This window comes from Stenotrophomonas sp. SRS1, assembly GCF_026130205.1.
Classification (GTDB): Bacteria; Pseudomonadota; Gammaproteobacteria; order Xanthomonadales; family Xanthomonadaceae; genus Stenotrophomonas; species Stenotrophomonas rhizophila_B.
In genome coordinates this window covers 60945-85222 of the sequence record NZ_JAINFD010000004.1, presented here as the reverse complement: position 1 = coordinate 85222, position 24278 = coordinate 60945, and the positions used below count along the sequence as shown (strand labels likewise).

The following is a 24278-nucleotide window of genomic DNA, read 5'->3' as shown; positions in this document are numbered from 1 at the left end:
CCCCTTCCGTCATCCGAATGAGTACCGCCGTGTCCTTCTTTGCAAATGTGGAACTGGTCCCAGGCGACCCGATCCTGGGCCTGACCGAGGCTTACAACGCCGACAGCCGCCCGATCAAGGTCAACCTGGGCGTGGGCATCTATTACGACGAGAGCGGCCGCATCCCGCTGCTCCGCGCCGTGAACAAGATCGAACAGCAGCTGGCCACTGACGCCAAACCGCGCGGCTACCTGCCGATCGACGGCCTGCCGGCCTACACCCAGGCCACCCGCGAGCTGGTCTTCGGCAAGGACTCGCCGCTGCTGGCTGCTGGCCGCGTGGCCACCTCGCAGACCATCGGCGGCAGCGGTGCGCTGCGCGTCGGCGCGGACCTGCTGCACAAGCTGCTGCCGCACGCCACCATCGCGATCAGCAACCCGAGCTGGGAAAACCATCGCGCGGTGTTCGGCGCGGCCGGCTTCGACGTGGTCGATTACACCTACTTCGATGCCGCCACCCATGGCGTGGACTTCGACGGCATGCTGGCCGACCTGGGCAAGCTGCAGCCGGGCACCGTGGTGCTGCTGCACGCGTGCTGCCACAACCCGACCGGTGCCGACCTCACCGTCGCGCAGTGGAAGCAGGTGGCCGAGCTGCTGAAGGATCGCCAACTGTTCCCGTTCATCGACATGGCCTACCAGGGCTTCGACAAGGGCATCAGCGAAGATGGCGCCGCCGTGCGCATCATCGCCGAGGCCGGCATCGACAGCTTCGTGGTCGCCAACTCGTACTCCAAGTCGTTCTCGCTGTATGGCGAGCGTATTGGCGCGCTGTCGGTGGTCGCCCCGGACGCGAACGCGGCCAAGGCCGTGCAGTCGCAGGTCAAGCGCATCATCCGCACGATCTACTCCAGCCCGTCCAACCACGGCGCTGCGCTGGTGGCCGGCGTGCTCAACAGCGTTGAGCTGCGCCAGGTGTGGGAAGCGGAACTGACCGAGATGCGTGAACGCATCCACGCCCTGCGTCATGGCCTGGTGGAGAACCTGGTTGCCGCCGGCGCACCGGAATACGCCTTCATCAACGACCAGGCCGGCATGTTCTCCTACTCGGGCCTGAGCCGCGCCCAGGTGGACCGCCTGCGCGACGAGTTCGCGATCTACGCCGTCGGTACCGGCCGCATCTGCGTGGCCGCACTCAACCAGGGCAACCTGGCATACGTGGCCAAGGCGGTGGCGACCGTCAGCAAGGGCTGAGCAGTGTTGCCCCTGTGAAGCAGAACGGCCGCCATGCGCGGCCGTTCTGCTATGCGATGCCGCCCGCGCCTCGTAATGGCTCCGGCGAAGGGCGACAATAGGCGCTTCCCCTCTGAAGGCCGCCTGATTCCATGTCCCAGACGTCGCTGACCCGCTATCTGATCGAAGAGCAACATGCCGGCCGCATCAACGCCGATCTGCGCCAGCTGATCGCTGTCGTCGCCCGCGCCTGCACCAGCATCTCCATCGCGGTCAGCAAGGGCGCGCTGGGCGGTGTGCTCGGCGAAGCCGGTACCGGCAACGTGCAGGGCGAAGCGCAGAAGAAGCTGGACGTGATCAGCAACGAGATCCTGCTGGAAGCCAACGCCTGGGGCGGCCACCTCGCCGCCTGCGCCTCGGAAGAAATGGATCACTGCCAGCCGGTGCCCGACACCTACCCGCGCGGTGACTTCCTGCTGCTGTTCGATCCCCTCGATGGCAGCTCCAACATCGACGTCAACGTGTCGGTCGGCACCATCTTCTCGGTGCTGCGCTGCCCGCCGGGCACCGAGCAGCCCAGCGATGCCAGCTTCCTGCAGCCGGGCACCGCGCAGGTCGCGGCCGGCTACTGCATCTACGGGCCGAGCACGCAGATGGTGCTTACCGTCGGCCACGGCACGCACGCGTTCACCCTGGACCGCGAGAAGGGCGAGTTCGTGCTGACCACGCCGGACATGCAGATCCCGGCGGACACCCAGGAATTCGCGATCAACATGTCCAACCAGCGGCATTGGGAAACCCCGATGCAGGGCTACGTGCAGGACCTGCTGGCCGGCAAGGAAGGCGCGCGCGGCAAGAACTTCAACATGCGCTGGATCGCCAGCATGGTCGCCGACGTGCATCGCATCCTGACCCGCGGCGGCATCTTCATCTACCCGTGGGACACGAAGGATCCGTCCAAGGCCGGCAAGCTGCGCCTGATGTACGAAGCCAACCCGATGGGCCTGCTGGTCGAACAGGCCGGCGGCGCCGCCACCACCGGTCGCGTGCGCATTCTCGACATCCAGCCCGATCAGCTGCACCAGCGCGTGCCGGTGTTCCTCGGCTCGCGCAATGAAGTGGAAGAAGCCACCCGTTACCACCGCGAACACGACAGCGCAGCGGGTTGATTCCTGACACAGGGCTGGCCGCTTGGTCAGCCCTGTTGCTACGTGGCAACGGCGTGACATCGGCCACGGCAGCGGTCACCATCGGCCATTCGTGCCCACGGATGACCCCATGACTGCCGACGCACCGCTCGATTTCATCGAAGTAATCCACAACGCCGTCCCCAACAAGGTCTGCGCGGCCCTGCAGGCCCAGATGCGATCCAGTGCGCAGTTGCAGCCGGGCGAAGTGGGCAGCGGTGTGTTCCCGGAACTCAAGCACAGCAAGGATCTTCGCATCAGCGGGCGCCCCGAGTGGCGGCAGGCCGAAGCGGTGCTGCAGCAGGCGGTTTTCAAGGGTTTGCTGACTTATCTACGCCGTTATCCACAGGCCCTGATCTCGCCACTGATGTTGCAGATCCAGGACAGCGACGGCCAACCGCGCCGGTTGGCGGCCGAGGATTTTCCCGACATGGACGACGCCACGCTGTCCGACCTGGCCCGCACCTGCCTGCGGCCCGGTGCCATCAATCTGCAATGGTATGCCGCGGGCGAGGGTGGCTATCCGTACTGGCACTGCGAGCTGTACCCACGCGATCCGGCTGGCGAAACGCTGCACCGCCACCTGCTGTGGACGCTCTACCTCAATGACGATTTCGACGCCGGCGAAACCGAGTTCCTGTTCCAAGGCCGCAAGGTTGCGCCGCGCACGGGCAGCCTGTTGATCGCACCGACGTCGTTCACCCACACGCATCGGGGCAACCGGCCGCAGGGTGGGGACAAGTTCATTGCGACGAGCTGGGTTCTTTTCCAGAGTGCGCAGAAATTGTTTGGTGGGAATTGAGCGGCCTGCCTGGTGATCGCCTCTTGCCGCGTTCAATCATCACGTGAGCGGACAGAACCGGTGCGAAAGGGCGAGCCGCGCGTAGTTGCCGATATCAGTAGATATCGACAGACAGCTCCAACGAAAGACTGGCCAACTCGATCATCACGTGCGGCTCAAGGGTGAACCCGACCGAATCCTCTTTGAAGACACCGACAAAGAGTTCCGTGCGGCCACCGTCGAGCGCGGTCTGCGCGAAGAATCCGCGATACTGCTCAATGCGCCTCAGCAGCTCACTCAGCCCATCCGTAAAGACACCCGGTGTCTTCTCGACGAGCGGAAAACTCCAGTAGGTGCAGCGGTAGAGGCCCTCAAGGGGATCGCCAAACGGAGTCGTCCTCTGCGTTCCAACGCTGTGACTGACCTCTGGTGTCAAGCATAGCGCCCCGGTAATCGCGTCACCCAACAGTGTCGGATGCCATATCCGGAGCGACACGGTGAAGTACTCGTCAACCACGGATTGACCTGTCCTTATCTATTAGTTCCAGCCTCCAAACCAATCGGATCACTCTGCACATACCTGGCAATACTTGCGTCGTAGTCCCGGAAGCCGTTATACCAAAGCCCCGTCTCGGCATCGTAGTACTGCCCTGGGAAACCAATGCACTCGAAGCAGCTATGTCTCGTGAGCCGCAGCGATCTTTGGATTCGAGTAGAACAGGGGCAATCCCTGTTCACCGCTCAACGTGCCAAGACAAGCAGCACAGCACCGACAACCACCACCACGGCCAACACCATCACCGTGATCAGCACATTGCGTCCGGTGCGCTTCGCTTTCGCCTTCAACCCGGCCAGCACGTCCAGATCCAGATAGAGACGATCAGCGCCCGCATCGCGGATGACGCCATTGTCGCGGTAGTACGTCAGCGGCGCATGGAGTGCAGGGTCGATGCTGTCCGCCGCGATCGCGCTCTGCGGAGACAGCGCCTGATGGCCGGTGAAGTGTGCGATCAACGCGTCGCGCTGCTGCTGCACCGCTGCGGTGATGGCGGCATTGATCGCGATGTTGGCCGCGTTCGACGCGGCCGAGGTGGCTGCCGATGACATGTGGTTCCCCTGGATATCCGATGTGGACCTCAGGCCACCGCGGCGCGGCGCCTTGCCCCGATTGTTGGTCGGGCGCGCCCCGATGTCCACCGGTGGCTGATCAGAACAACGAGCCCTGCGGTGACTCCGCCCGCGGCGGCAACGGCCGCAGGAAGCGGGTGCAGTCCAGCTTCGGCCAGTGGCTGTGCTGCGCATCGAAGCCGAGGCGCTTGCGGGCCAGCTTGAAGCGGTTGGACAGCAGATCGGCGTAAACCCCTTCGCCGCGCATGCGCGTGCCGAACTGGCTGTTGTAGTCCTTGCCGCCGCGCAGCTGGTTGATGGTGCTCATCACGTGCGTGGCGCGGTCCGGATGGTGGGTGTCGAGCCAATCGCGGAACAGCGGCGCCACTTCCAGCGGCAGGCGCAGCAGCACGTAGCCGGCGGTGGTGGCACCGGCATCGTGGGCGGCCTCGAGCACGGCTTCCAGTTCGGCATCGTTGATCCACGGGATCACCGGCGCGACCATCACCCCGACCGGGATGCCGGCATCGCTCAGGCGACGCATCGCGCGCAGCCGTGCATGCGGGGCCGAGGCGCGTGGTTCCAGCCTGGCCGACAGGTGCGGGTCCAGCGAGGTTACTGAAAAGTGCACGCTGACCAGGTGCTTTTCCGCCAGCGGTGCGAGCAGGTCGATGTCGCGCTCGACCAGCGCGTTCTTGGTGATCAACGAGAACGGGTGCTGCGTTTCCAGCATCACCTCGATCAGCTGGCGGGTGAGTTTGAGCTTGCGCTCGATCGGCTGGTAGGCGTCGGTGTTGATGCCCAGCGCGATCGGCTGCGGCACGTAGCCGGGGCGCGAGAACTCCTTGCGCAGCAGCTGCGGCGCATTGGTCTTGGCGAACAGCTTGGTCTCGAAGTCCAGCCCGGGCGATAGATTGAGATAGGCGTGCGAGGGTCGGGCGAAGCAGTACGAGCACCCATGCTCGCAACCGCGGTACGGATTGACCGACTGGCTGAAGCCGACGTCCGGCGACTTGTTGCGGCTGATGATGCTGCGGGCGGTCTCGGCGCGCACTTCGGTGCGCAGCCGCGGCGCGGCGAACTCCTCGCTCTCGTCCGACGCCCAGCCGTCGTCCATCGCTTCGCTGACGGTGACCTCGAAGCGGCCCGCCAGGTGCGTGCGGGAGCCCCGGCCTTTGATCGCAATACCCATCGTCAAAGGCTATCGCCGGGAGGTCTCAGGGAATGAGACGTCATGGCGTGGTAACGGCGGGGATAGGGGATAGCCATGGTTAGTAGTATTACTAACCACAGGCGTAAAGGGAAGTGAAACCCTTGCGAGTCAAGGGCTGCAAGGGGAGGTGATCGGTTTGATCCCCTAGATTATCCACAGGGCTGGAGCGTGCGCCGGGAGTGCCATGTCATCGGGTCGAACGAGCCCACCAACGGTCGGCTCCTACCGGATCCCGGGCGCCTTGGCCGCAGGGTATGCGCCGCATCACAGCAGCCGCAGATATCCCTTCACCGTGGCATCCAGCCCGTCGTACAGCGCCTCGCTGATCAGCGCATGGCCGATCGAGACTTCCAGCACGTCCGGCACGGTCCGTAGGAAATCGGCCAGGTTGTCCTGCGACAGGTCGTGGCCTGCGTTGACGCCCAGGCCGGCCGCCTGGGCGCGGCGGGCGGCATCGGCAAACACCACCAGCATGGCGGTGGCATCGCCGGCGGCATGTGCCTCGGCGTAGGGGCCGGTGTAGAGCTCCACGCGGTCGGCACCGATGGCCGCGGCTTGGGCGATGTCGGGGTTGCCTGCGTCCACGAACAGGCTGACCCGGCAGCCGTACGTCTTCAACTCGGCGATCAGCGGGCGCAGGCGCTGTGCATCACGGCCGAAATCAAAGCCGTGGTCGGAGGTCAGCTGGCCGTCGCCATCCGGCACCAGGGTGGCCTGGGCGGGACGGGTCTGCGCGCACAGCGGCAGCAGACCGGGGTAACCCTCACGCGGGGGCGCGAACGGGTTGCCCTCGATGTTGAACTCCACGCCACGCTCCGCCGTCAGCGCGGACAGGGCCAGCACGTCCTCGGCATGGATGTGGCGGCGGTCCGGGCGCGGGTGCACGGTGATGCCGTGCGCGCCGGCATCCAGGCAGGCACGGGCGGCCTGCAGCACGTCCGGGTCGGTGCCACCCCGCGAGTTGCGCAGGACGGCGATCTTGTTCACGTTGACGCTGAGTTGAGTCATGGCACTACGAGGGGTCGGATTCACCCTGAGCGGCCGGGGTACGCGCCTGGAGGGCGAGCTCCCGCAGCCGACGGAGTTCGTTGGGATCGGTGATGGCTGCGCGGGTGGGCTGCACATCGCCGAAGCGGGCCACGTAGAGGCCGCGGACCCACGCCAGCAGGAACACCAGGGTGCCCAGCAGCGACAGCGCCATCAGCCCCATGTGGGGGGTCTTGAGCGCCATGCCGAAACAGGCCAGCGCGAACAGCAGGAACAGCCAGTACATGTCGTTCTCCCCGATTGACCGGGCCAGTGTAGCGCTGGCGCCCAGTGCGGTTCCACGGGAAGTGACGGCTACAGCAGCGGAGAGGCCAGGCGGGCGAACGCCTCGGGTACACGGTGTCGCCACAGCGAACGCTGACGATCGTTGTAGACCGGTGAGGCGCTGCTGTATTCGGCCAGCAGGATCTCGGCCAGCGCTGCCACCCGGCCGGTATCGCTGATCATCATCGACAGCTCGAAATTGAGCCGGAAGCTGCGGTGATCGAAGTTCGCACTGCCGACGATGCAGACGTCGTCATCGGCGATGAAGGCCTTGGTGTGCAGCATGCGCGGGCCGTACTCGTAGATCTTGACCCCGGCCTGCAGCAGCTCGTCGAAGTAGGAGCGCGCGGCCTGGGTGACGAACCAGGAGTCGCTCATCTTGGGCACCAGCAGGCGCACGTCCAGGCCACCGAGTGCGGCCGAGGTCAGTGCCATGCGCGCGGCTTCGCCCGGTACGAAGTAGGGCGTCACCAGCCAGACGCGCTCCTTGGCTTCGTGGATCGCCGCCACGTGCAGCCGGTGGATGGTCTCCCACGACGAATCCGGACCGGACACCAGCACCTGCGCATTGATGCTGCCTTCGCTGCGGCTGGGCATGGTCTCCGGCCAGAGCTGCGCGATGTTGAAGCGCGCCGGCTCCTGGCCGGTGGCGTAGATCCAATCCTCGATGAAGACCAGCTGCAGGCTGCGCACCACGTGGCCCCGCAGCCGCATGTGCAGGTCGCGATACGCATCCGGGCGGACGCTCTCGTCTTCCTCATCGGTGATGTTGATGCCACCGGTGAACGCCTGCAGGCCATCGATGATGACCAGCTTGCGGTGCGTGCGCAGGTTCAACCACGGCCGTTTGAATGGCTTGAGCAGCTGACGCGGATGGAACCAGACCACTTCGGCACCGGCATCCAGCAGCGGCTGCAGGAAGCGCTTGCGGATGGACGACGAGCCCACCGCATCCAGCAGCAGGCGCACGCGTACACCCGCCGCGGCACGCTCGGTCAGCGCATCACGCAGCGCGGTGCCGGCGTGGTCCGGGTTGAAGATGTAGTACTCCAGGTGCAGGTGATCCTGCGCCTTGGCAACTGCCGCGAGCAGCGCGCTGTAGGTGGCCGCACCGTCGACCAGCCACTCCACTTCGGTGGCCGAGCTTGGCGACAGGCCAGTCGTGGCTTGGGCGATCTTGGCCAGCTCGGTGCAGTCCGCATCCGGTGGGCAGACGCTGCTGTAGTGCTCCATGCCGGAGCGCGAACGGCCGCGGCGCAGGCGCTGCCGCTTCACCTTCTGCGGGCCGAGCAGGTAGTAGACGAAGAGGCCAAGGTAGGGCAGGGCGGCCAGCGACAGGATCCAGCTCAGCGTGGCGACCGGCTCGCGTTTCTGCAGCATGATCCAGCCGATCAGCCACAGCAGATAGAGAATGTAGGCCGCCACCATCAGGGGGCGCAGGTGGGGGATGGCATCGAGCCAGTCCCCGAAGACGTCGAAGGTTGCGAGCATGGCCGGATGATAGCGGGCGGGGTGCCAAAAAAAACGCCCCTGTTTCCAGGGGCGTTTTCCAGTCGCGTCATGACTGCGTCTTGCGTATTACTGCTGTACGAAGCCGATCTTCTTCATCTGAGCATTCTTCGCGGCAGCCAACACCTTGGCCATCACGTCGTACTCGGAGTCCGGGCTGGCATCAATGCGCAGTTCCGGCTGGTTGGTCGGATCGCGCTGCACTTCCTGTTCCATACGCTGCTGCAGTTCGCCCACAGCCACCGGGCTGTTGTTCCACGACACCTGGTTGCTGGCGTCCACCTTCAGCTCGATCGGCGGCGGCGGTTCGACCGTCACCGGCGGTGGGTTGAGCACGCGCTGCGGCAGGTCAACGGCGATCGGGTACGTCATGATCGGCGCGGTGACGATGAAGATGATCAGCAGCACCAGCATCACGTCCACCAGGGGCGTGACGTTGATGTCGGCCATGGGGCCTTTGTTACCACCAGTACTGAACGCCATGGCTTACTGCCCCTTTACTTTGGTGGCGACGAAGCCCACGTCGAGCATGCCCTGTTCCTGCGCGACCTTCGTCATCTCATTGATGACGCGCATCTTGGTGGTGCGATCACCACGCAGGTTGAGGGGCGGCTGCGGGGTCTGCTGGGCGGCGGTCGCCAAGCGCGACTCGAGAGTCTGCTTGTCGATTTCCTCGTCGTTCCAGTAGATCGAGCCGTCTTCCTTGACTGCCAAGGTGATCGGGCTCGCCCGCTTTTCAGCGTCTTCCGGATTCTGCACCAGGTTGGCCTCAGGCAGATCCACCTTGACCTTGTGGGACATCAGGGGCGCCGTGATGATGAAGATGATCAGCAGCACCAGCATCACGTCCACGAGGGGCGTAACGTTGATGTCGGCCATGGGGCCGCCGCTGTTACCACTACTGAAAGCCATAACGGGCTCCGTCTAGATCGTGTTGACTACGTTCTCGCTGGGTGACGCGCGTCGCTATTAGCGAACGCGCGAACCGGTGGCGAAGAAGTCGTGCAGGTCGTGAGCGAACGTATCGAACTTGCTGATCGTGGCGCTGTTGATCTTGCTGAAGAAGTTGAAGGCGAACACGGCCGGGATAGCCACGAACAGACCGATGGCGGTCATGATCAGTGCTTCACCCACCGGGCCGGCAACGGCGTCGATCGAGGCGGAACCGGTGGCACCGATCTTGATCAGCGCGCCGTAGATGCCCCACACGGTACCCAGCAGACCCACGAACGGAGCGGTTGCGCCGACGGTGGCCAGCAGGGTCATGCCCGACTGCAGGTTGTTGCTTTCGCGGGTCACGGCCTGACGCAGGGCGCGATCGACGAACTCCGAACGGCTCAGGTTCTCACCCAGGCCACCCGAGGTGCCGCCTTCCGAACGCTGGTGGTGCGCAGCAGCCTGTGCAGCGTCCAGAGCGATCTTGGAGAAGGGCTCCGAAGCCGGCTGTTCTTCCATCGCACGGATGGCGTCCTGAGCGTTCGGGGTATCCCAGAACAGGCTCACGACCTTGTCGGCAGCTGCCTTCAGGCGGGTGGCGCGGAAGATGTTGATGACGGTCCAGTACCAGGACATGGCCGACATGATGATCAGGGTCAGCAGCACGACCCAGGAGACGGCGAAGTCACCCGGCTGGGTGGTCATCTCGTGGATCAGGTGCTCGAAGCCCATCTGCGACAGGGCGTTGGAGTTGCCCCCGGCAGCAGCGGCGATGAAAAGTTCCTGCAGCATGACGCTTACCTTTGTTGTGTGTGGTGATAAAGGGTATTGCTAGAAATAACCGCTAGGGGCGGTGGCCGGCGGGCCACCGGCCACTATCAGTTCAGCGCAAAGTTGACCGGGACGCGAACGCGACCTGCGACCTTCTTCCCGCCCGATTCCGCGGAACGGAAGCTCCACTTGCGAGCTGCGTCCATGGCGGCGCGATCGAGGTCACGGTTACGGCTGGACTTCTCGACCGACACATTGGTGACGTTGCCATTGGCATCGACGTCAATGATCAGGATGACTTCACCCTGGATACCAGCACGGAACGCGGCCGGCGGGTAACGCGGGGGGTTCATGTTCTTCGACGAGATGTCGACGCTTGCCTCAATGGTGCTCGGCGGCTGCGGCGGCGAAGGCGGCGAAGGCGGCGTGACGATATCGGTCGGACGCGGGTCCGGGATATCGACCACAGGGGCCTGCGGCGGCGGCGGAACCGGGGACGGCTTCGGCGGCGACAGGTTTTTCACCGGCGGCGGCGGGGTGTCATCCGGCGGCGGCGGCGGCGGCGGCGGTGGGGGCGGCGGCGGAGCGTCGACCAGGGTCACCATGATGTTGCGTTCTTTCTCCGCAGCGGCCTTGGGAGCCACAGCCGGGATCAGAAGCATCATGAAGGCGGCGAGATGCAGTGCGATTACAAAAGCGATACCCACGATACGCGGCCAGGAGAGGCCGGTGTCATCGCGTTGTTCGTACCTGTGAACGACTAGTTGTTCCGTCATGCGCCAAGAGCTCATTAGTGGGGCCGGGTACCCGGGGACAGGTAGCCCATGATCAGCGGTGCATGACACCGCAGGAACCTCCAAGCTTATACCAATCCTGAGCGCCTGCGCATCACTTGTGCAGGCATTCAGGCGTTATTCCTACTTACTTCAGGTTGATGATTTTCTTGGCATCCGCCTGGTTCTTCACACCCTTCGCCAGCGCTTGCTGGGCGGCCTGCTTGGCCTCCGGAATGCGACCTTCCGAATGCAGCACGCGTGCCAGATTCAGGTAGGTCTCGCCGTCCTTGGAAAGCGGGGCAGCCTTCTGCCACGCTTCGATCGCCTTGTCCGCCTGCTGCGGCTCAGAGTAGTAGTACGCCTGAGCCAGCGCCAGGTACACCTGATAATCAGGCTTAAGGATGTTTTTCTGCAAGCCATCATTGATAACGGCAATGACGTCCTTTTCTTTGTTCTCGCTGTTGGCGTAGATCGAGTAGAGCTGCTTGTACTCGCGCTCGTCGGTCAGCTGGCCGGCGCTGTAGAGCTTGCCCATGATCGCGCCCGCCTGGTCCATCTGGTCGGCCTGCATGTACATGCTGGCCAGGTTCAGCTGGGCCTTCTTGTCGTTCGGGTTCTTGGCGGCGAGCGCCTCGGCCTGCTTGACTGCTTCACCGGTCTGGCCCGATTCGGCCATGGCGGCCATCAGCAGCTGGTTCCAGCTGTCCTTCGGCTCGGTGGCGCCGGCGATGGCCTGCTGCAGCACCGGGATCGCCTCGGCGTAGCGCTCGGCCTGGTACAGCGCCTGACCCTTGGCCACGAGCTCTTCCGGCTTGGTGGACTTGGTTTCGGCGAAGTACTTGTCCAGCGTCGCCAGGCCTTCGTTGATCTGGTCTTCCTGCAGCTGCAGCTGGCCCAGCATCAGCATCGACTGGTAGTGGCCGTTGTTGTCCAGGCCACCGAGCTGCAACACCTGCTCAAGGTACTTCTTGGCAGCGGCGACGTCGTCGAGCTGGTAGGCGGCCTGCGAGGCGAGCTGGGCGGCCAGCGACTTCTCGTAGGTGTTGGCGGCGGGATTGGCCAGGATCTCTTCAGCCTGCGCGCGCGTCTCCGGGAACTTCTGCTCGTTGTAGCTGTCAATCAGCTTCTGCAGCTTCGGGCCGAGTTTGGCCGACGACTTCTGCTCCGGCTCCTGACGGGTCGCGTTCGGGTAGAGCACTTCGGCCTTCGCCTGCTTGCCACCGCGGTTGCCACGCTCGGACGAGCGGGACTGGGCGAACGCATCGGTGACCATGGCGCCACCGATAGCGGTCGCGATGAGGACGGAAAGGACGGCTTGCTTGTGGTTGCTGAAAATCATCTTTCACCTCGATCGAACCGCCGCGGCGGCATCAAAACGGACTGTCAGAAAAATCTGAGCCGCCAAACGTATCAGAAACTGATGGCGTGAGAAATCGTTTCCGATGCTGCAATACAGCATCTTTTGGTCGTATCCGGACGCATCAACCGCACTTTGGCCTGCGCCCGGCCGCCTGGGCTTGTTGGTATACACCACTCAAGGACGGCGCGTCTCGCTGCAATTCACGGATGCGATTGGCGGGGTCAGGGTGGGTGGACAGCCATTGGGGCGAGCGCCCGCCGCTGGCGGCCATCATGTTCTGCCACAGATCCACCGCCTGGGCGGGGTTGAAGCCGGCCTCGGCCATCAACCGCTGACCGACGATATCCGCCTCGCTTTCCTGGGTCCGCGAGCCGGGCAGGAGGAAGGCGGCCTGGGCGCCAGCGCCACCGAGCTGGCTGACAGTACTGGCCGCGCCCTCACCGTACGCGGCGCCCGCCAGCGCACCCAGAACCGACAGGCCGGTCTGCGCGCCCATCTGACGGGTGAGGCGTTCTTCGTGGTGCCGCGAGATGACGTGGCCGATTTCATGGCCGATCACGGCAGCCAGCTGATCCTGGTTTTTGGCGACGGTGAAGATGCCCGTATTGACCCCGACCTTGCCGCCGGGCAGGGCGAACGCGTTGGGCTCCTTGTCGACCATCAACGCCGTTTCCCACCGTACGCCACGGTACTGAGCAGGCAGCTGGGCGACCAGCGCATTCACCACGCACTGAACGTAGGCGGTCTGCTTCGGATCGGTGCTGAGCGTGCCTTTGGATTTGGTTTCAGTGAACGCCTGCGCACCCAGCTGATCCAGCTCGGCCTGCGAGACACCGCCGACCATCTGACGACGGCCGGTTGGCGAGGTGGTGGTGGCGCACGCGCTCACCAGCATGGCAATGGCAATTCCCAACAGCACTGGTTTCATCTGCGCTCCCCCGTGTTCATGTAGGCAGTGTGGAACGTGGCGACGTAAATTTTCGTCAAGCCGCGTGATCGATCATTGCACGCCGAGAAACATCAGTGCTGCCAGGGCGATGCCGTTGTTCAGTGCATGCGCGGCGATCGGCGCCCACAGGGTGCCGGTGCGTTGGTAGAGCCAGGCAAAGGCGGCGCCCATGCCGCCGTAGACCAGCCACAACTGGGCGATTTCCCATGGGCCGTTGGCGCTGGTGCCGGGGATTTCATGGACCAGCGCAAAGGCCAGGCTGCTCAGCACGATGCCCAGCACGGGGCGACCGGCCTGCCAGAGGCGGCCGAACAGCACGCGGCGGAACAACAGCTCTTCGTATGCAGGGGCGAGCACCACAGCGAACAGCGCGAGAAACCATGGGAAGCGCGTCATCGCCTGTTCCATCAGCGCCAGGTTGGTCGGCACCGGTTCGATGCCCGCCTGCTTGGCCAGCCACGCGATCAGGTTGCTGCCGATGATCACACCGGTGGCGACCAACAACGTCCAGCCCCAGGTCGAGGGGCGGCCTGCGGCCTGGAAGGACAACGCACGTTCGGCGGGCGTGGCCCGGCGGCGGAAGAAGTACAGCACCAGTGCAGCGCCGCCCGTAGCGCTCAGCGCCATCAGGATCTGGGCGAGGGCACCGGGTTGGCCCAGCTGCTGGGTAAGACCGGCTACGGCGGAGGCATCGGCGCCTTCGCGAGCCGCCTGGTACCCGATGATCGCGCCGCGATACAGCCCCCAGACCAGGCCACCGATCAGACTCAGTGACAGCAGGACTGCGATGCCGATGCCCAGATCGATGAAAAATCCCGCGAGCGGGGAGCCCGGCTTACGCGGTGACGACGGAACGGCGGGGGGCAGCGGAGGCGTCATGGACGCCGGGGTGGTAGCGGACATCGGATTCCTGGCATCGGGGAGCGATGGCCGGCCGGATGCAGGTCGCATCCGGGCCGGCCCTTCCCCGATTGTGTCAGATATCCAGGTTGGCGACCTTCAGCGCATTGTCTTCGATGAAGTCGCGGCGCGGTTCGACCACATCGCCCATCAGCGTGCTGAAGATCTGATCGGCGGCCACGGCATCCTCGATCCGCACCTGGAGCAGGCGACGGGTGTCGGGATTGACGGTGGTGTCCCACAACTGCTCGGGATTCATTTCACCCAGACCCTTGAATCGCTGGATCTGGCGGCCCTTCTTGGCCTCATCCAGCAACCAGTTGCGCGCCTCGGCGAAGCTGCCGATCTCGGCCGACTTGGCACCACGGCTGATCTTCGCACCGGCACGGACCAGGCCGTGCAGCAGGAGGGAAGACTGGTGCAGGGCACGCAGTTCACCGGTTTCAAACGCACCCAGCGGCAGCATCTGGATCAGCTGTTCGCCCATATGGCGGCGCGTGACCAGCACAGCGGCGGGACGCTCGTCGGTGGGTTCCTGCAGTTCCAGCGTGTAGCGCGGCGAACCCAGGCTGCCCTGGTTGAGGCGGGTCGCCAGTGCGGCGAGGCCTTCGTTGGCGCCGGCCTTGCGCAGGTGCTCCAGATCCATCGGGGTGAAATCGATCAGTGCTTCGAGCACCTGGCGATCATAGCGATGGCCGTTGCGCGCAATGGTTTCCTGCGCCGAAGCATAGGAGAGCAACAGCTTCTCCAGCGCTACGCCTTCGATGCCCGGCTCGCTTTCGGCCGGGATCAACGAAGCGTTCTCCACCGCACTGCTGGCCAGGTACGCGTCCAGCGCCGGATCATCCTTCAGGTACAGCTCCTGCTTGCCCTGCTTGATCTTGTACAGCGGCGGCAGGCCGATGTAGATGTGGCCGCGCTCGATCAGCTCGGGCATCTGACGGTAGAAGAAGGTCAACAGCAGCGTACGGATGTGCGCGCCGTCGACGTCGGCATCGGTCATGATGATGATGCGGTGGTAGCGCAGCTTGTCCGGGTTGTACTCGTCCCGGCCGATGCCGGTGCCGAGCGCGGTGATCAGCGTACCGACCTGATCGGAGGCGAGCATACGGTCGAAGCGGGCACGTTCCACGTTGAGGATCTTGCCGCGCAGCGGAAGCACCGCCTGGTTCTTGCGGTTGCGGCCCTGCTTGGCCGAGCCACCTGCCGAGTCACCCTCGACGATGAACAGCTCGGACAGCGCCGGATCCTTTTCCTGGCAGTCCGCCAACTTGCCCGGCAGGCCGGCGATATCCAGCGCGCCCTTGCGGCGGGTCAGATCGCGCGCCTTGCGCGCCGCTTCACGTGCACGCGCCGCGTCCACGATCTTGCCGGCGATCGCCTTGGCTTCGTTCGGGTTTTCCTGCAGGAATTCTTCCAGGCGCTGGCCGAAGGCACTTTCCACCGCCGGGCGCACATCCGAACTGACCAGCTTTTCCTTGGTCTGGCTGGAGAAGCTGGGGTCCGGCACCTTCACCGACAGCACCGCGATCATGCCTTCGCGCATGTCATCGCCGGTCAGGTTGATCTTGGCCTGCTTGGCGATGCCGTTCTGCTCGATGTAGTTGTTGAGCACACGGGTCAGCGCGCCGCGGAAGCCGGCCAGGTGGGTGCCGCCGTCCTTCTGCGGAATGTTGTTGGTGAAGCAGTACATCGTTTCCTGATAGGAATCGGTCCACTGCAGCGCCACGTCCACCACGATGCCATTGGACTCGCCGGTCACCGAGATCACGTTCGGGTGCAGCGGCGTCTTCAGCTGTGCCAGATGCTCCACGAAACTGCGGATCCCGCCTTCGTAGTGGAAGTCATCGCGGCGGCCATCGCCGCGCTCGTCGACCAGCACGATCTTGACGCCGGAGTTGAGGAAGGACAGTTCGCGCAGGCGGCGGGCCAGGATGTCGTAGTGGAATTCCACGTTGTCGTGGAAGGCCTTCACCGACGGCCAGAAGCGCAGCGTGGTGCCGCGCTTGGTGCTGGCTTCGACCTGCTTCAGCGAGTTGACCGCGGCACCATCAGCGAATTCCTGCTGGTAGTGGAAGCCGCCCTGGTAGATATCCAGGACCAGCTTCTGCGACAGCGCATTGACCACGCTGACACCCACACCGTGCAGACCGCCGGAGACCTTGTAGCTGTTGTCGTCGAACTTGCCACCGGCATGCAGGACCGTCATCACGACCTCGGCCGCGGACACTTCGCGGTCGAGCTTCTTGCTCATCTGCTCGTGCTTGCCGGTCGGGATGCCGCGACCGTTGTCCGAGACCGACACCGAGCCATCGGCGTGGATCATGACCGAGACATTGTCGGCGTGGCCGGCCAAGGCTTCGTCGATGGAGTTGTCGACGACCTCGAACACCATATGGTGCAGACCGGTGCCGTCATGGACGTCGCCGATGTACATACCAGGACGCTTGCGGACAGCCTCGAGGCCTTCCAGGGCGGTGATGCTGTTGGCGTCGTAGTTGCCGCTGTTTGCGGGGATGTTCTGTTCTTCAGTCATTGCGCTTGCCGTAGGCTCCGCAGGTCGGGCCGCCGCGGTGAGGCGGGGCGCCGAGAAATAAGGGGTTGCAACAGCAATTATACCAGCCGGGCACCGTGGCCCCTGGGGGACCACTATGGCACACGCAGGACCTGTCCATGTTCCACGTGGAACCGGGTGATATCTGTCGCGTCAACAAGCGCCGCCGGCACCTCGGTAGCGGTGATGAATATCTGCGCCGGGCCGGCCTTCAGCCGTTCCAGCACCCGCGCCTGGTGGTGACGGTCCAACTCTGACGACAGATCGTCCAGCGCGATCACCGGCCATTCGCCACGCTGCTCGGCATAGTCCTCGGCCTGCGCCAGCAGGCAGGTAAGGGCGGTCAGCTTGGCTTGGCCACGCGAGAGTGCATCCCGGCCTGGAATGGTCTCGAATCCGACGCTCCAGTCCGCCCGGTGCGGGCCAACTGAGGTATACCCGGCCAGCCGGTCACGTTCGCGGGCCAACAGCAAGGCATCAGAGAGCGAAACCTCCTGCTTGCGCCACCCTGGACTCAAACTCAGCGACTGGATGCCCAGATTGGGCGCCAATACCGCGGCCAGTTCCACGGTGCGTTCCTGCAGCCGTTCCAGATAGTGCTGGCGGCGGGCGGTCAGCGGTTCACCGGCCTCGGCGAGCTCCCGGTCCCACGCATCCAGCGCGTGCGGGTGCCCACCTTGCTTGAGCAGGGCATTGCGCTGTTTGAGGGCCCGTGAGTACCGCCGCCACAAACCCATGAAGTCTGGTTCCACGTGGAACAAACCCCAATCAAGGAAGCGGCGACGGGGCTCACCGCCGCCGCTTACCAGTGCATGGCTGCCTGGCTCGAAGGTCACGACCGCCAGTGCAGCGCAAAGCGTCCCGAGCTGAGCGACATCTTCCCCGTCCAGTCGGCCTTTCCATTCCTGACCGCTGTGGCGAAGCCCGGCCTTGCGGCGGGTCGGGATATCGGCACCTTCGCGCTGCTCTTCCCATTCCACGAACACATCCAGCGCATCCCGGCCTTGGCGTACCAGACCATCCCGTACACGGCCGCGGAAACTGCGCCCGTATGCCATGACGTGCAGCGCTTCCAGGACACTGGTCTTGCCGGCGCCATTGTCACCGGTGATCAGGTTGATGCCTGGTTGAGGTGCCAGTTCGACGGTATCGAAGCGACGGACCTGGTGCAGGGACAAACGGCGGATGTGCATGCGGACGATCAACGCCGCTCGGGGCGGCAGACGGGTCGGGGGAATCGATCAGCTTACTGCATTGCCCAGGTTTCACGTGGCCGGATGCTTCTCGCGTCAGGTGAGGCCCTCGCCAGTTGCCGACGGCCGAGGACGTCGGTCGGTCACGACCCGCTGTTCTGCGCCATGGCGGCTTGGTCTGTGATGCGTGCATCTTGGGCGGGGGCCACGGTCATCGGGCAAGACAAGCGCGATGTTGGTCGCCAACGTCAGCGCCGAGGCCAACACCGCCACGTGAAACCTCCACTCCGCGCCGCAGGGCCCGTGGGAGTGGCCTGAATTTCTTCAAATCTGAAGCGCACTCAGCACTGAGGCCCTGCAGATTTCAACGATTTCGCACCGTTTTTTACCTCCACTGCGAGCGAGGAGGGGCCAGTGCTCTGTTTTTTTTTGAAATCTGGAGGTTGCGTCCAATCGATCCAACGTAGAACCCGACCGACGCACGCAGACCCAAACGAGACTGTCCACATCCCCTCTGTATGGCTTATGCACAGCCTATGGGCAATCTGTGGATAAAAAAGCCCTCTTGAACCGCCTCGAAAGATATCCACAGGATCACCCCCAGGCTCAGACCCTGTTTTACCGGGGGTTTCGAGCCTATATTTCTCTTTAAAACCAACCACTTAACCTACTTTTCAACCAAATCTGGCCCTACCACCACCACCAAGCTTTAGATTTATATACAGTTTTTAGAAGCATAGAGCTGTGATCCAGCGGTCAAAAAGCCGGGTACCGCAGCGCATCGGAGCGGACGAGCAATCCGCGCAGTTCGCTCGGGTGACGCATGCAGAATCCACAAGCGCGAGGACAGTCCATCGCGGTTCTTTCGCTAACCCGTCCGGCACCGCAGCAACCGAAGTGCCGGTAGCACACGTGGTCACCACCTCGTGAGGGTCATTGCCAAAGCCAGGCTCGCTGTTTGACGTTCGGCTCACGAGAGCTGGGCTGCGTCGGCAAAGGACCAGACGAACAGCACCGCCAAGCCAAGATCCTTAACCACAATCCAACTCCAACCCACCAAACAGACGCTCCACGTGGAACATCGCTCTCTCGCCCAAAAAGAAACCCGGCAATGCCGGGCTTCTCAGAACCACTCGGTTCCACGTGGAACCTGCGCGTCTCAGGTCACAGACGCAGCGGCATCACCACGTGACGCGACTTCTCGCTGCTGGCCTCACGGACCAGGGCTGAGGAGTTCGAATCGCGCAGCTGGATCACGACGTGCTCGTCGCGCAGTGCGGACAACGCGTCCAGCAGGTAGTTCACGTTGAAGCCAATCGCCAGATCGCTGACCGTGGTATCGGCCTCGATCTCTTCTTGGGCTTCTTCCTGCTCCGGGTTGTGCGCGCTGATCTTCAGGTTGCCCGGCGAGACTTCCACGCGAATGCCGCGGTACTTCTCGTTGGACAGGATCGCGGCGCGCTGCAGCGAGGCACGCAGGGCTTCGCGATCCACCTTCACTTCGCGGTCGGCACCGATCGGAATCACAGCCTCGTAATCCGGGAACCGGCCGTCGATCAGCTTGGAGGTGAAGGTCACATCGTCGCGTTTGACGCGGACGTGGCTGCGACCGACTTCCAGCTCGATCTCGCGATCGCCGCTTTCCAGCAGACGCTGCAGCTCGGTCACGCCCTTGCGCGGCACGATGATCTGGCGCTTGGCTCCGCTGGCTTTTTCCAGCTCGGTTTCGCACAGCGCCAGGCGGTGACCGTCGGTCGCCACGGTACGCAGGGCATCGCCGCGCAGGTCGAACAGCAGGCCGTTGAGGTAGTAGCGCACGTCCTGCTGGGCCATCGCGAACGCGGTGCGTTCGATCAGTTCCTTCAGGGTCGCTTCGCCGATGGCCACGCGCTCGGTGGCTTCGACTTCGTCGACAGACGGGAAGTCGTTGGCCGGCAACGTTGCCAGGGTGAAGCGGCTGCGCCCGGCCTGCACGGTGATCTTGTCACCGGTCTGCGAGACGGTGATCCGGCTGCCGTCGGGCAGGGCGCGGATGATCTCGAACAGCTTGCGGGCGGGGATGGTGGTCTCGCCGTCCTGGGCATCTTCCACCGCGATCCGCGACACCATTTCCACTTCCAGGTCCGTGCCGGTCAGCGACAGCTGTCCGTTCTGGACCTGAACCAGGAAATTAGCCAGAACCGGCAGGGTCTGGCGTCGTTCGACCACGTTGACGACTTGTGCCAACGGCTTGAGAAAGGCTTCGCGCTGCAGTGTGAAACGCATGTGGTTCCGTGCCCCTATGCTTTAAAAAAATGTGGAATAAATCAAAAGCTTGGTGGTGCTGGTAGGGCCAGAATCGCGGGAAAACACGACTAAGCCTTTGTAAACAATAGGGTTTTTGACCGCGAAACCCTCTGCATTACTAGCCCCCAAGGGGTGGGGAAAGGTGTGGATAACTTTACCGTCGACTCCGCCGGCTTTTTTATCCACAACCTATACCTCGCTTACTACCGGATTCTGCACCGTTTTATGCGATGACGCCTTAGCGGCGTACATGCATCATTCGCTCAACTTCCGGATCAGCTTGTCCCAGTCTTCCCGCAACTTGCCGTCCGCTTCCATCAACGTCCGGATCTGCCGGCAGGCATGCAGCACCGTGGTGTGGTCCCGGCCGGCAAAGGCGTCGCCGATTTCCGGCAGGCTGTGCTCGGTCAGTTCCTTGGTCAGGGCCATGGCGACCTGACGGGGACGGGCCAGCGACCGGGTCCGACGCTTGGACAGCAGATCCTTGATCTGCAGCCCGTAGTAGTCGGCCACGGTTTTCTGGATGTTGGGAATGCTGATCGCCTGCTGCTGGGCGCGAAGCAGGTCGCGCAGGGTTTCCTGGGCGAAATCAGTGGTGATCGCACGGCCGGTGAAGTTGGCGCGTGCGGCCAGGGTATTCAACGCACCTTCGAGGTCGCGGACATTGGAGCGCATCTTCTTGGCAATCAGAAACGCCACATCGTCTGGGATATCGGTGCCACGCTCGCGGGCCTTGGCCAGCACGATCGCTGCACGCGTCTCGAAGTCCGGCGGCTCGATCGCCACCGACAGGCCCCAGGCCAGGCGCGACTTCAGCCGTGCTTCCAGGCCCTCGACTTCGCGCGGGTACCGGTCGCAGGTCAGGATGATCTGCTGCTTGCCGTCGAACAGGGCGTTGAACGTGTGGAAGAACTCTTCCTGGGTGCGGTCTTTGCCGGCGAAGAACTGGATGTCATCGATCAGCAGCGCGTCCACCTGCTGGAACTGGCGCTTGAACTGGTCCATGGTTTTTTCCTGCAGCGCACGGATCATCGCGCTGAAGAACTGTTCCGAACGCAGGTACAGCACCTTGGCCGCCGGATTGGCCTGACGCATCGCATTGCCGGCCGCGAACATCAGGTGGGTCTTGCCCAGGCCCGTCCCGCCGTACAGCAGCAACGGGTTGTGGGCCCGGTCGCCCGGCTTCTGCGCCGCCTGGAACGCCGCGGCCAGCCCCAGCTGGTTGCTGCGGCCTTCCACGAAGTTGGCGAACGTGTAGTGCGAATCCATGTTGCCGGCGAACGGCACCAGGGGTTCGGCCGGCGCCGCCGGTGCGGACAGACCCGGAATCGGCGCGATCTGCGCCTCTACCGGACGCGGACGCGAGCCGATTTCAAGAAAAACGTCGCCGAAACCGGCGAAATGCGCCAGCAGCTCCTTGATGCGCGGCAGATACAGCTCGCGCACCTGGTCGACGATGAAGGCGTTTGGCGCATAAAGCACCAGGCTGTCCGCGCGCAGATCTGCCTGCAGCGGCTTCAACCAGGTGTGAACATCCTCGGGCGGAAACTCCGCTTCGAGGCGTTCGAGAGAACGAGACCAGGCATCCATCGGCAATAATCGTCTGGGGCCAGCGGATAGGCGAACAAAAGCGCCGCACCGCAGGCCGGAAGGGGGGAAGAATGGATGGCGCAGACTACCACCGACGAGGGGGGCCGGGAATGGTTGTCCCAAAGTTATTCACAAAACGATCCACAGCTATTGCACAGCCCGGTGAATTCCCGTAGTGACAGACACTTGACGGGACCTCGATGAGGTCTATAGAATTTCCGGTTCTTTCCGTCCCCTTCATATAGAGGCCCGCATGGCCACCAAGCGCACTTTCCAACCCAGCAACCTCAAGCGTAAGCGCGACCATGGCTTCCGTGCCCGTATGAAGACCGCTGACGGCCGCAAGATCCTGTCGCGTCGCCGCGCCAAGGGCCGTAAAGTCCTGAGCGCTTGATTGCAATGCCGCTTTCCGCGGCAGACGCAATCCTGACTGTGAGCAGTTCCGACCCGCGCAAGCGATTTCCTCGCTCTGCGCGGGTTCGTACGCGTGCCGAATATACAACGGTCTTCAACGGCGCCCGCCGTGTGTCCGATCCGCTGATGACCCTGCACTGGCTGAAGAGCGATACGCCAGCCAGGCTGGGTCTTGCGGTGTCGCGCAAAGTCGATCCCCGAGCCGTGGGTCGCAACCGAGTGAAGCGTGTGTTGCGCGATGCCACACGCCACGTACGGCCGTGGATGAGTGCCGGCGATTATGTCGTCGTTGCCCGCAGTGCCGCCCGTACCGCCAGCAATTCAGATATCCGCCAGGCCTTTGAACGCCTGCTGCGCCGCCTTGGCGCATTGCCCATGCCGGGCGCGGACGGCACAATGCCGCCGCCCCTGGGCGTTGCACCCCTTTCCCAGTCCGAGCCGGCATTGCGTGCCGGCCCCGTCGAGCCTGCACGCTGATGAACCAGACCCGCGTTTTCCTGATTTTTGCCTGGCTGATGGTGGCCGTGTTGCTGTGGATGGAGTGGGGCCGCGATAAAGCCGCGCCGCCAACCCCGGCCGTGGCCACCCAGACCACCCAGGCCAGCGTGCCGGGTGCGGCTGCCGGGTCCATCCCGGGTGCGCCCGTGCCCCAGGCTGACGGCTCCCTGCCGGCGGCACAGCCGGCCGCACAGACCGAGGCCGGTCCGGCCCGCGTGACCATCACCACCGACGTCCTGCGTCTGGTGCTGGACGGTGGCACGGTGCTGGATGCCGAGCTGCTGCAGTTCCCGCAGACCAAGGAAGAAGGCAGCCCGCCGGTCCGCCTGCTGACCGAGGAGGCGACCCACCCGTACCGCGCGGTGAGTGGCTGGATCAGCGAAGACAAGACCATGCCGGTGCCGGCCGCCAACGGCTTCAAGCTGGTCGGCGACAACCACGACTTCGTGCTGGCCAAGGGCCAGGATGAGGTCACGGTGCCTTTCGAATGGACCGGCCCGAACGGCGTGACCATCCGCCGCACCTACTCGCTGGGTCGCAACGAGTACGCGATCACGGTGAAGGATGAAGTGGTCAACGGCGGCAGCGCCCCGTGGAGCGGCTACGTGTTCCGCACCCTGGACCGCACCCCGACCATCCTCTCGCGCAGCATGACCAACCCGGACTCGTTCAGCTTCAACGGCGCGACCTGGTTCAGCCCGCAGGACGGTTACGAGCGTCGCGCGTTCAAGGATTACCTGGACGACGGCCACCTCAACCGCACCATCACCGGCGGCTGGCTGGCGATGCTGCAGCACCACTTCTTCACCGCGTGGATTCCGCAGGCCGACCAGGCCGCGCAGTACTCGCTGGCGCAGAACAACGGCCGCGACCAGATCGAAGCGCGTGGCCCGGCCTTTACCGTGGCCCCGGGCCAGCAGGTCAGCACCGAAGCCCGCCTGTGGGTCGGCCCGAAGCTGGTCAACCTGATCGCCAAGGAAGACGTGAAGGGCCTGGACCGCGTGGTCGACTACAGCCGCTTCTCGCTGATGGCGATCATCGGCCAGGGCCTGTTCTGGGTCCTCAACCAGGTCCACAAGGTCGTCAACAACTGGGGCTGGGCGATCGTCGGCCTGGTGGTGCTGTTGAAGCTGGTGCTGTATCCGCTCTCGGCGGTGCAGTACAAGTCCGGTGCCAAGATGCGTCGCTTCCAGCCGCGCATCGCGCAGCTCAAGGAACGCTATGGCGATGACCGCCAGAAGTTCCAGACCGCGATGATGGAGCTCTACAAGAAAGAGAAGATCAACCCGATGGGCGGCTGTCTGCCGATCCTCATCCAGATGCCGATCTTCTTCGCGCTGTACTGGGTGCTGGTGGAATCGGTGGAACTGCGCCAGGCCCCGTGGCTGGGCTGGATCCAGGATCTGACCGCACGTGACCCGTACTTCATCCTGCCGGTGATCAACGTGGCGGTGATGTGGGCCACCCAGAAGCTGACCCCGGCGCCGGGCATGGACCCGATGCAGGCCAAGATGATGCAGCTGATGCCGCTGGTGTTCGGCGTCATGATGGCCTTCATGCCGTCCGGTCTGGTGCTGTACTGGGTCGTCAACGGTGGCCTGGGCCTGCTCCAGCAGTGGTGGATGACCAAGCGTCATGGCAGCGATCCGCTGCCGGTCGTCACCGCCAAGAAGTAAGCCACACAGGAGACCCGCCGCAAGGCGGGTTTCCTGCATCTGCGGCCCGGCCAACC

Annotated in this window: 24 protein-coding genes; 6 read left to right on the top strand and 18 right to left on the bottom strand. The window is 64.0% G+C overall.

Annotated elements, in window-relative coordinates:
* The first annotated feature begins 29 nt into the window (after positions 1–29).
* The 3 genes from K4043_RS15500 (at position 30) to K4043_RS15490 (ending at position 3200) form a co-directional block, all read left to right on the top strand.
* Entirely contained in the window at positions 30–1232 is a 1203-nt protein-coding gene (locus tag K4043_RS15500) for an amino acid aminotransferase (RefSeq protein WP_265309859.1), read from the top strand.
* A gap of 131 nt (positions 1233–1363) precedes the next feature.
* Entirely contained in the window at positions 1364–2380 is a 1017-nt protein-coding gene (locus K4043_RS15495; protein ID WP_265309858.1) for a class 1 fructose-bisphosphatase, read from the top strand.
* Between the two features lie 109 nt (positions 2381–2489).
* The gene (locus tag K4043_RS15490) at positions 2490–3200 is read left to right on the top strand and encodes a 2OG-Fe(II) oxygenase (protein WP_265309857.1); all 711 of its coding nucleotides are present in this window, start codon (positions 2490–2492) and stop codon (positions 3198–3200) included.
* Positions 3201–3294: 94 nt separating this feature from the next.
* On the opposite strand, the gene K4043_RS15485 is transcribed toward K4043_RS15490, so the two are convergent.
* The 18 genes from K4043_RS15485 to dnaA all read right to left on the bottom strand — a co-directional run bounded on the left by K4043_RS15485 (position 3295) and on the right by dnaA (position 21634).
* On the bottom strand, positions 3295–3696 hold the full coding sequence (locus K4043_RS15485; protein ID WP_265309856.1) for a hypothetical protein: 402 nt from the start codon (positions 3694–3696) through the stop codon (positions 3295–3297).
* A gap of 14 nt (positions 3697–3710) precedes the next feature.
* Entirely contained in the window at positions 3711–3917 is a 207-nt protein-coding gene (locus tag K4043_RS15480; protein ID WP_265309855.1) for an RHS repeat-associated core domain-containing protein, read from the bottom strand.
* A 3-nt stretch (positions 3918–3920) separates the two neighbouring features.
* A complete protein-coding gene (locus K4043_RS15475; protein ID WP_265309854.1) occupies positions 3921–4376 on the bottom strand; it encodes a hypothetical protein in 456 nt (151 codons plus the stop codon).
* Between the two features lie 10 nt (positions 4377–4386).
* Complete coding sequence (locus K4043_RS15470) at positions 4387–5478, bottom strand: PA0069 family radical SAM protein (RefSeq protein ID WP_265309853.1); 1092 nt, start codon at positions 5476–5478, stop codon at positions 4387–4389.
* A 285-nt stretch (positions 5479–5763) separates the two neighbouring features.
* Positions 5764–6507, bottom strand: a complete 744-nt coding sequence (locus tag K4043_RS15465) for a pyridoxine 5'-phosphate synthase (protein ID WP_265309852.1) — start codon at positions 6505–6507, stop codon at positions 5764–5766.
* Between the two features lie 4 nt (positions 6508–6511).
* Positions 6512–6772: a hypothetical protein gene (locus tag K4043_RS15460; RefSeq protein WP_070474188.1), complete on the bottom strand. Its 261-nt coding sequence runs from the start codon at positions 6770–6772 to the stop codon at positions 6512–6514.
* Positions 6773–6840: 68 nt separating this feature from the next.
* Positions 6841–8301: a cardiolipin synthase gene (gene cls / locus K4043_RS15455; RefSeq protein WP_265309851.1), complete on the bottom strand. Its 1461-nt coding sequence runs from the start codon at positions 8299–8301 to the stop codon at positions 6841–6843.
* An 87-nt stretch (positions 8302–8388) separates the two neighbouring features.
* Positions 8389–8802: a biopolymer transporter ExbD gene (locus K4043_RS15450; protein WP_046272258.1), complete on the bottom strand. Its 414-nt coding sequence runs from the start codon at positions 8800–8802 to the stop codon at positions 8389–8391.
* Positions 8803–8805: 3 nt separating this feature from the next.
* Positions 8806–9231 (bottom strand): biopolymer transporter ExbD, encoded by a 426-nt coding sequence (locus tag K4043_RS15445; RefSeq protein WP_046272259.1) that lies wholly within the window; start codon positions 9229–9231, stop codon positions 8806–8808.
* Positions 9232–9288: 57 nt separating this feature from the next.
* The gene (exbB, locus tag K4043_RS15440) at positions 9289–10047 is read right to left on the bottom strand and encodes a TonB-system energizer ExbB (RefSeq protein ID WP_019184055.1); all 759 of its coding nucleotides are present in this window, start codon (positions 10045–10047) and stop codon (positions 9289–9291) included.
* A gap of 86 nt (positions 10048–10133) precedes the next feature.
* Complete coding sequence (locus K4043_RS15435) at positions 10134–10691, bottom strand: energy transducer TonB (protein WP_184997344.1); 558 nt, start codon at positions 10689–10691, stop codon at positions 10134–10136.
* A gap of 256 nt (positions 10692–10947) precedes the next feature.
* Entirely contained in the window at positions 10948–12141 is a 1194-nt protein-coding gene (locus K4043_RS15430; protein ID WP_123730948.1) for a DUF4032 domain-containing protein, read from the bottom strand.
* Between the two features lie 142 nt (positions 12142–12283).
* On the bottom strand, positions 12284–13090 hold the full coding sequence (locus K4043_RS15425) for a M48 family metallopeptidase (RefSeq protein WP_123730947.1): 807 nt from the start codon (positions 13088–13090) through the stop codon (positions 12284–12286).
* A gap of 72 nt (positions 13091–13162) precedes the next feature.
* Positions 13163–14014: a CPBP family intramembrane glutamic endopeptidase gene (locus tag K4043_RS15420; RefSeq protein ID WP_265309850.1), complete on the bottom strand. Its 852-nt coding sequence runs from the start codon at positions 14012–14014 to the stop codon at positions 13163–13165.
* Between the two features lie 73 nt (positions 14015–14087).
* Entirely contained in the window at positions 14088–16547 is a 2460-nt protein-coding gene (gyrB, locus tag K4043_RS15415; RefSeq protein ID WP_265309849.1) for a DNA topoisomerase (ATP-hydrolyzing) subunit B, read from the bottom strand.
* 113 nt (positions 16548–16660) lie between these two features.
* Positions 16661–17758, bottom strand: a complete 1098-nt coding sequence (gene recF, locus K4043_RS15410; protein ID WP_265309848.1) for a DNA replication/repair protein RecF — start codon at positions 17756–17758, stop codon at positions 16661–16663.
* Positions 17759–18922: 1164 nt separating this feature from the next.
* Entirely contained in the window at positions 18923–20023 is a 1101-nt protein-coding gene (gene dnaN, locus K4043_RS15405) for a DNA polymerase III subunit beta (RefSeq protein WP_019184048.1), read from the bottom strand.
* Positions 20024–20299: 276 nt separating this feature from the next.
* A complete protein-coding gene (gene dnaA, locus K4043_RS15400; RefSeq protein ID WP_046272260.1) occupies positions 20300–21634 on the bottom strand; it encodes a chromosomal replication initiator protein DnaA in 1335 nt (444 codons plus the stop codon).
* 253 nt (positions 21635–21887) lie between these two features.
* On the opposite strand from dnaA, the gene rpmH reads away from it, so the two are divergent.
* The 3 genes from rpmH to yidC are packed head-to-tail and all read left to right on the top strand — an operon-like array spanning position 21888 to position 24222.
* Positions 21888–22028, top strand: a complete 141-nt coding sequence (gene rpmH, locus K4043_RS15395; protein ID WP_006404565.1) for a 50S ribosomal protein L34 — start codon at positions 21888–21890, stop codon at positions 22026–22028.
* A 5-nt stretch (positions 22029–22033) separates the two neighbouring features.
* Entirely contained in the window at positions 22034–22525 is a 492-nt protein-coding gene (gene rnpA, locus K4043_RS15390; protein ID WP_121043725.1) for a ribonuclease P protein component, read from the top strand.
* Positions 22525–24222 carry a membrane protein insertase YidC gene (yidC, locus tag K4043_RS15385; RefSeq protein WP_088435262.1) on the top strand — a complete coding sequence of 566 codons (1698 nt, stop codon included), beginning with the start codon at positions 22525–22527 and terminating at the stop codon, positions 24220–24222. Before rnpA ends, yidC begins: the two co-directional genes overlap by 1 nt.
* Positions 24223–24278: the final 56 nt, after the last annotated feature.